Origin of the sequence: Komagataeibacter europaeus LMG 18890 (genome assembly GCF_000285295.1) — a bacterium.
Lineage (GTDB): Bacteria > Pseudomonadota > Alphaproteobacteria > Acetobacterales > Acetobacteraceae > Komagataeibacter > Komagataeibacter europaeus.
On sequence record NZ_CADP01000032.1, the window covers coordinates 25,036 to 32,908 of the forward strand.

Sequence of the window (7,873 nt, forward strand, 5' to 3'; positions counted from 1 at the left end):
CGGAAGCTTTTATTTCTGTCAATATTTCATGTTGCGCCGCGTGCAGCGATTGTCACGCTGCAAAAATCGTATCGTAAAGCAGCTTGAAATTCAGCACCAGAATGATGGCCGCCACCAGCCACGATAACAGGGCGAATGGGCGGGAGATGACGAATTCCCCCATTTTCCGCCGGTCGGATACAAACATCACCAGCGGGATCACGGCAAAGGGCAGTTGCAATGACAAGATCACCTGACTGGCCAGCAGCAGTTGCCCCACGCCCCTGTCGCCATAAAGGGCCGTGACAATCACAACCGGGACAATGGCCAGCCCACGTGTCAGCAGCCGTCGCGCCCAGTGGGGAATACGCAGCCGCAGGAACCCTTCCATGATGATCTGACCGGCCAGCGTGCCGGTAATGGTTGAATTGGTGCCCGCCGCCAGCAGGGCAACCGCAAACAGGGTGGAGGCAATGCCCAGCCCCAGTACGGGGGACAGCAGGCGGTACGCGTCCTCCAGTTCCGCGACATCCTGGTGCCCGGTGGTGTGGAAGGCGGCAGCCGCAACAATCAGGATGGCGGCATTGATGAACAGCGCCAGCATCAGCGCAAGGGTGCTGTCCCATGTGGCCCAGCGTATGGCATCCCGTCGCCCCGGCACGGTGCGGGGAAAGGCGCGTGTCTGCACGATGGAGGAATGCAGGTACAGGTTATGCGGCATGACCGTCGCCCCGATAATGCCAATGGCGATATACAGCGTATGGCTGTTGGTCACGATCCGGGGGGAGGGCACGAACCCCTTCAGTAACGCCATGACGGGGGGCTGTGCCGCCACGACCTGTATGGCAAAGCACAGTGCAATGATGCTGAGCAGCCCGATAATGAAGGCTTCAAGATAACGGAAGCCCCGGTTCATCAGGAACAGCACGAGAAAGGCGTCCAGAACAGAAATCAGCGCGCCCACCAGCAGGGGTATGCCAAACAGCAGTTGCAGCGCGACCGCCGTGCCGATGACTTCCGCCAGGTCGCAGGCGATGATGGCCAGTTCACAGGCCAGCCACAGGACGATATTCACGACCGGCGGGAAGTGATCGCGACATGCCTGCGCCAGATCACGCCCGGTGGCGATGCCCAGCCGTGCCGACAGTGATTGCAGGATGATCGCCATGCAGTTTGACAGCAGGATGACAGACAGCAGCGTGTAACCGAACTGCGCACCGCCCTGCAGGTCGGTGGCCCAGTTTCCGGGGTCCATATACCCGACCGAAACCATATAGCCCGGCCCCACGAACGCCATGAACCGGCGCAGCCATGATGCCCCGGCATCCGGCACCCGCACGCTGGCGAAGGCTTCGGGCAGGCTGTTGGTTTCAGCGTCCCCCGATCGGGCGAAACGCCATGCTGCGGTGGCGGGTGGGGGCGAGGCAGGCGGTCTTGCTGGCATCATGGGCATACTCAATCGTATCCCCCATAAATATGCAATATGCTATATCACATTGCATAGGGAAATCTTATCAGCATATGCCATGACATGGCGGGCATAATGTATGAAGTATAAGATCATGGAAAAGTTTGGGGATGTATTTATAAATAAACTTTCAATAAATTCGTGTTACAAGGTTGCGATTGAAAATAATAAAAGTTTATTGGATATGTTTTTTTAAAATTGGCGTTTTTTGAAGATTTTTTGGAAAAGGCTTCACCAAAAAATTTCTTATGATTGCAGGATATTCCCCATCTGATTTTTTAAACTGCCTTCAAGGCAAGACAGCATTCCAGAATTTTTATTATTTTGTCAGTTGCCCGTTTGGAAACGATCTTTCAGACAACAGGCGGACCCGGCCACATGGTGATGGTCATGAACGCTGTGGCGGTTCTGTCAGGGCCGCCCTGCCTGCCGCCGCCAACGCCACGTCGCCCTGGGGGGAGTGGATACGCGCGCAGAGCACGTTGCGAAAATGCCGTTCCAGGGGGTTATCCTCGCTCAATGCCGGGTTGCCGATCGCGGCAACGCCCAGTTCCACGGCTTTGATGGCGTTTTCCGTCACGACGTATTTGGCCAGGTTGGCTTCGGTGCCGGGATAGGTCCCATTTTCAGCCCGGTCGAGGGCCACGTCCATTATGCTCCGGTTGGTCATCAGCAACGCGTCAATCTGTCCCAACAGCGTATGGAACCGGGGCAGGGTGGCAAGTGGCCTGCCCAGCGCCGTCGGCACGCGCGCATGCAGGAACGAAATCAGCCAGTCACGCGCGGCACGGGCCACGCCATCATACAGCGCTGCAATGGCCAGGGCATGGCCGGTAACCAGCGCTCCGTCATTGCTTTGCCACTGTTCGGGCAGTCGCAGGTCAACCAGTGCCGTCTCGGGCAGTTCGACATTTTCAAATACAAAGGTATGGCTGCCTGTCGCGCGCATGCCCATCTGGCGCCAGCTGCGTTCAATGCGTACGCCCGGCGCATGCAGGTCAACCAGAACCTGCCCGACCCGTGGCTGGGCTTCATCCGTTGCGACCCATACCGTGCCCCAGCGCAGGGCGGTTGACCCGGTGGAATAGATTTTCCGCCCGTTCAGCACCACTCTGCCCGCGTCAGATGTAATGCGTGTCGCGGGCAGGCCGCCACGTGACGGGGTGCCCAGTTCAGGCTCGACCCGCAGCGCGTTGATCAGCGCACCATCGTGCAGGGCGGTTTCGGTCACCTGCCGTTGCGCGGCTTCGGGCCAGTGGTCGGATTGCGCAATCAGCATATGCTGCAGGAAATGCATGGCCATGATCAGTGCGGTGGTGGGATCGCCAGTGGCAAGGGTGCCAACCACGTCAGTCACCTGTCGCAGGCCGCCGCCCTGTCCCCCGTCCGCGCGCGCAATGGTCAGGCCCAGCAGGCCCGCCGCACGGCATTCGTCAAGGTTTTCGGTGGCGATTTCACCAGATCGGTCATGGGCGGCCGCACGGGTGGCAAAACGTGCCGCCAGTGCGTCCGGTGTCTGTCGGGTCGTCGGGACGGCAGGGGTAGAGGGTGAACCCATGGCTCAGATATCCTTGCGGCGGTTATCCATGATGGATCAGGCCCTGTGGACTTCATCACCATGTATCGATGCATGCAACCCATGCTGCGTCCGGCATCGCGCGGATCAGGCGGTGGCCTGTATAAAACGATAAATAATGTACATTTACAAAAATATCATGCGGTCCGCATGCGGTCCGGTTGAAATGATCGGGCATCATGTTACCGTCCAGACATGGTTCCCCATCCCCTGATCCCGCCATGGATGTGGGGAGGGGGAAGGCACGTGTCCACGCGGTCGCGCCTGCAAGGGCACGATGACTGTCATGACCGTCCATATCCCGGTTGCGCAGTGCGGGCGTGCCGGTCCTTTTTTAACCAGCAGGATTTCAGATGAAGCAACGTGAACTTGGGCGTACCGGTATCAGGGTCAGCGAGATCTGCCTTGGCACAATGACATTCGGCCAGCAGAATACGGAAGCCGAGGGGCACGCCCAGCTTGATATGGCCGTGGCGAACGGCATCAATTTCATTGATACGGCCGAACTGTATTCCATTCCCCCACGCGCCGAAACCTATGGTGCGACGGAGCGGATCATCGGCAGCTGGCTCAACGCCCGTGGCGGGCGCGAGCGTCTGGTTATCGCCAGCAAGGTTGTCGGGCGTGGGACGTCGCCATGGTTCCGCCCCGGGGGCGAGGAAACGCGCCTGACACCGAAACAGATCCGTTACGCGCTGGACGGGTCGCTGCGCCGCCTGGGCACGGATTACATCGACCTATACCAACTGCACTGGCCGGACCGGAAGGTGGGTCTGTTCGGGGCGGGGGGCAATACGTTCACCACCGTGCCGGATGCCGAGGAGGTGCCGATTGCCGAAACGCTGGGCGTGCTGGGCGAACTGGTGAAGGAAGGAAAGATCCGCCATGTCGGCCTGTCGAACGAGACCGCATGGGGCCTGTCGCAATACCTGGCCGAAGCCCGCAATGGCGCGCCGCGCGTTGTGTCGATCCAGAACGCCTATAACCTGATCAACCGCACGTTCGAAATCGGGCTGGCGGAAATGGCGCTGCGCGAAGGGGTGGGGCTGCTGGCCTATTCCCCGCTGGCGCAGGGATACCTGACTGGCAAATACCTTGATGGCGCGCGGCCTGCCGGCGCGCGCACGACCCTGTTCAACCGTGGGCAGCGTTATGAAAAACCCGGTGTGGACGACGCCGTTCGCGCCTATGTCCAGCTTGCGCATGAATACGGGATCGACCCCGTGCAACTGGCCATCGCGTTTGTCACGTCGCGTCCGTTCGTGACGTCCAACATCATTGGCGCCACCAGCACGGCGCAGCTTGAAACCATCCTGGGGGCGGAAAACGTGACCATCACCCCCGAACTGGAGAAACGGATCAACGCCATCCATCAGGTCCATTCCAACCCGGCGCCCTGAGTGACGCGCCATGGCCGCCTGGCCCGGTTCGGGGCCAGTAGCGCCATGGCGGTCTTTTCCCGCCGGGACGGGCTGCCTGCATCCCGTTATCAATATTCCGTAATGTAATATGATTGCGGGCTAACATTTCATTCAGGAACGTCAACTTAATTTCCTTATCTATGCCGGCCCCTAAAATTACGTGCTATATTGAATGGCCGTTGTTTTATGGGTGTTCCGGTGATTTTGTTTTTTTCTGGCCTGATCGCGCTTGTCCTTCTGGTCGCACTTAATATCTTCATTTCCCTGTCTGAAATATCATTTGCCGCCGCACGTGACGCACGCCTGCGTTCGCGCGCGGAAGCGGGCGATGAACGGGCCACCGCGTTCCTGAAGCTGCGGCGCAACAGCGGGCAGGTCATGACCGTGCTGCAGATATGCCTCAATGGCGTGGGCGTGCTGGGCGGCATGATCAGTTCGGAAATGATCGCGCCATCCGTCACCCATGGGCTGATGGGGTGGGGCCTGCCGGCCCCGACCGCGGAAACGCTGGCCTCGGTCTTCGGGTTCGTGCTGGTGACGGGGCTGTTCGTGCTGTTTGCCGACCTGCTGCCCAAACGTGTCGCCATGAACGCGCCCGACAAGATCGCCCTGGCTGTCGGCTGGTTTCCGGCTGCCGCGCTAAAGCTGCTCTATCCCATCGTCTGGGTGTTTTCCAAGATGTCGGACGCCATCCTGCGCGCCCTGAAGATCCCGGCGGCATCAGCGGTCGAACCGGTCACGCCAGAGGACCTGCGCGCGATCCTGGCCGCGGGCACGGCGTCGGGCGTGCTTTTGGAACAGGAACACCAGATGATCCAGAACGTGCTGGGCCTGCAGGACCGTTCCATCACGTCCGCCATGACCCCGCGTGATGAAATCGTCTTCCTCGACCTGCAGGAAACAATCGAGGAGCAGAAGACCAAGGTCCGCGCCAAGCCCTATTCACGCTATCCCCTGTGCAATGGGGGGCTGGACAATGTCGTCGGCTCCATCCGCGCGGAAGACGTGCTGGCGGCCGTGGTGGACCGTGACCCGACCCAGCCGCCCGCCAAGGGGCCGCAGGGCGCGCTGTCCAGTGGCAACGCGATCTTCCAGGTGCGGCGGGATGTCCTGTCCGTGCCCGAGACGATCAACCTGTGGGACACGCTGGCGCAGTTCGACACGCATGGCGCGGGCTTCGCGCTGGTGGTGAACGAATACGGGCTGGTTGTCGGGCTGATTACCTTCAAGGACATCATGGGTGCCCTGATGGGCGGCCTTGCCAACCCGTTCGAGGAACAGCTGATCGTGCGGCGTGACGCCAATTCATGGCTGATCGACGGCGCTGCCTCCATCGGTGACGTACGTCGCGAACTGGAGGCCGCCGATCTGGATGAAGCCGGGCCATTCGACACCATTGGCGGTTTTGTCATGCACCGCCTGCGCCGCATGGCGCGCAAGGCCGACCGGGTGGATACGCTGGGTTTCCGTTTCGAGGTGGTTGACGTGGAAGGCTTCCGCATCAACCAGCTGCTCGTCACCCGGCTGACCGGGCAGTAACCGTCACGGGGTCATGGTCGTCCCATGCCGCCCCCGCCGCCCATATAGGGGCCACCGTATCCGCGCCCGGGACCGCCATATCCGTTTCCGTACCCGCCACGGTGATAGCCGTCATATCCACCGCGGTGGTGATGGTGATAGTGGCCATCATGGCACCCCGCGACGGACAGGCCGATGCTCAGGGCGATGAGTAACCTGATGGAACGTGTCATGGGAAAACCCTCCATTACCTGCCGTGACAACGCCATGGTGGTGCAAAGGTTTGGGCCACGCGGCCCGAATACATGCTAGCGGCTGCGTTTGCGTACGATCAGGCCATGCATGGCCCGGGCTTTTTTCAGGACGGGCTGGAAGGTCGCGCGATCCTTCTGGGCCAGATCGGTCAGCAAAGACGTGGCTTCATGCACCGTATGCAGGGCCGTGTCATAATCCTTGTAGGTAATCAGGTACTGCGTCAGGTCGAGCAGGCACTGCGCCAGCTGCGGGCGGAATTCCTGCGGGTGGTCGGTGACGAGGATGCGGTACAGCGACAGCGCTTCCTTCAGCGCCACCCGCGCCTGATCCAGCTGTTCCAGTCCGTTATGGCATAAAAAGGTCTTGTACAGGCTGTCCGCGTAACCGGCGCGGTGGCGGTCGGGATCGCTGGCATACAGCCGGGCGTAGATGGCAGCCGCTTCCTGTGCGGATTCCAGGGCGTCCGCCCATGCGGGCACGCCGCCCTGCCACTGGCACGTGCATAACCGGACAAGAAAACAGGCAAGATCGGGCAGGAACTGTTCGGGATATGCGTCGGCAAGCGTGCGGCACAGTTCCACGGCATCAAGGGTATCAGCCATGGAATCATCCCGGCCCGTCGCCGCCTGCCGCAGGCGGGGCAGGGCGCGCAGGCATTCGGCAAGCGGGGCTGAAAAATCGGCCGGTTCCTGTCTGGCCAGCCTGGAATACAGGTCGATCGCCTCCGTAACCGCCTGCAACGCGGCGGCATGCTGCCCCAGCGTGTCATGCAGGCTGGACGCACGGGCCAGGTTTGCCGCCAGCGCCGGTTCAAGCGCCCCGAGCGCGGGCGATGATATGGACGTATCCTGTTCAATCAGCCTGCGGAACCGGGATATGGCCGAGGTCGTGGACGCCAGCGAACCCTTGGTCTGTGCCAGATGCATCTGGCACATGCCCAGCACGCTGTATTTTTTGGCCAGTTCCCATTCAAGGCCTTCTTCGCCCCTGTCAATCAATTGCTGGTAGATGGCGATAATGGCTTCGGCCACCCGGCGCATGTCGTCATACTGGTCTTGGGTTTTGTAGATATAGGCCAGTATGTCCATGCTGCGCGCCAGGGCGACGTGGCGCTGGCAGTCGTCAATGATCTGTTTGTCCATGCGGCCGTGATGTACGGATATGGCGCGCTGGATGGCCTGCAATGCCTGCTCGGGCTGACCGTCTTGCAGTTACCCACAAATCTGCTGTTCTTGAATTTTGTGCTTGATGCAGATGAATCTGTTGTGATTCCTTTTCTGTCACCTTTATGCAGGCGGGGTGTGAGAATGGTACAGGATTGGGTCATACAGGAAATATCCGGATCTGACCTTGGCGACGAGCGCCTGAACAGGCGTCTGGGCACGATGCTCGCGGCACTTGCTGAACGACCGGGCAAGTCTCTCCCGACGGCATTTCAGGATTGGTCTGCGACCAAGGCAGCATATAGATTTTTTGCAAATGCAAATGTAAGCGAAGACAAAATCCTTGAAGGGCATTTTTCTGCTACCGCCCAGCGTTTCGATGCGACTGCAGGGCCAGTCCTGATCCTGCAGGATACAACGGAGTTTTCCTTCACCCGAGCATCTCCCGAAAAGATCGGGTTTACCAAGGTCTCTACGGGAGGCAGGGAAAAAA

Annotated in this window: 7 protein-coding genes; 3 read left to right on the top strand and 4 right to left on the bottom strand. The window is 60.1% G+C overall.

The annotated features are described in order from the left end of the window. Positions 1-52 precede the first annotated feature (52 nt). Both GEU01_RS10960 and GEU01_RS10970 read right to left on the bottom strand, forming a co-directional pair. On the bottom strand, positions 53-1,432 hold the full coding sequence (locus GEU01_RS10960) for an Nramp family divalent metal transporter (RefSeq protein ID WP_019086118.1): 1,380 nt from the start codon (positions 1,430-1,432) through the stop codon (positions 53-55). Positions 1,433-1,835: 403 nt separating this feature from the next. Continuing rightward, entirely contained in the window at positions 1,836-3,005 is a 1,170-nt protein-coding gene (locus GEU01_RS10970; RefSeq protein WP_019086119.1) for an acyl-CoA dehydrogenase family protein, read from the bottom strand. Positions 3,006-3,376: 371 nt separating this feature from the next. On the opposite strand from GEU01_RS10970, the gene GEU01_RS10980 reads away from it, so the two are divergent. After that, entirely contained in the window at positions 3,377-4,423 is a 1,047-nt protein-coding gene (locus tag GEU01_RS10980; RefSeq protein ID WP_019086121.1) for an aldo/keto reductase, read from the top strand. A 219-nt stretch (positions 4,424-4,642) separates the two neighbouring features. Continuing rightward, complete coding sequence (locus tag GEU01_RS10985) at positions 4,643-5,983, top strand: hemolysin family protein (RefSeq protein ID WP_026018670.1); 1,341 nt, start codon at positions 4,643-4,645, stop codon at positions 5,981-5,983. Positions 5,984-5,994: 11 nt separating this feature from the next. Here the strand turns inward: GEU01_RS10985 and GEU01_RS26270 are convergent, their stop codons facing one another. Together GEU01_RS26270 and GEU01_RS11000 are read right to left on the bottom strand one after the other, a co-directional pair. Further along, entirely contained in the window at positions 5,995-6,195 is a 201-nt protein-coding gene (locus GEU01_RS26270) for a hypothetical protein (RefSeq protein ID WP_162136421.1), read from the bottom strand. 75 nt (positions 6,196-6,270) lie between these two features. Further along, a complete protein-coding gene (locus tag GEU01_RS11000) occupies positions 6,271-7,359 on the bottom strand; it encodes a hypothetical protein (protein ID WP_026018671.1) in 1,089 nt (362 codons plus the stop codon). On the opposite strand from GEU01_RS11000, the gene GEU01_RS26275 reads away from it, so the two are divergent. After that, the coding region (locus GEU01_RS26275) for an IS4/Tn5 family transposase DNA-binding protein (RefSeq protein ID WP_198284463.1) at positions 7,324-7,873 on the top strand (550 nt) is incomplete at its 3' end. The genes GEU01_RS11000 and GEU01_RS26275 overlap by 36 nt on opposite strands.

Excerpts from the sequence above, each read along its gene's own strand:
- GEU01_RS26270 (WP_162136421.1), bottom strand. The coding sequence starts at position 6,195 with ATGACACGTTCCATCAGGTTACTCATCGCCCTGAGCATCGGCCTGTCC.
- GEU01_RS11000 (WP_026018671.1), bottom strand. The coding sequence starts at position 7,359 with ATGGACAAACAGATCATTGACGACTGCCAGCGCCACGTCGCCCTGGCG.
- GEU01_RS10960 (WP_019086118.1), bottom strand. The coding sequence starts at position 1,432 with ATGCCCATGATGCCAGCAAGACCGCCTGCCTCGCCCCCACCCGCCACC.
- GEU01_RS10980 (WP_019086121.1), top strand. The coding sequence starts at position 3,377 with ATGAAGCAACGTGAACTTGGGCGTACCGGTATCAGGGTCAGCGAGATC.
- GEU01_RS10970 (WP_019086119.1), bottom strand. The coding sequence starts at position 3,005 with ATGGGTTCACCCTCTACCCCTGCCGTCCCGACGACCCGACAGACACCG.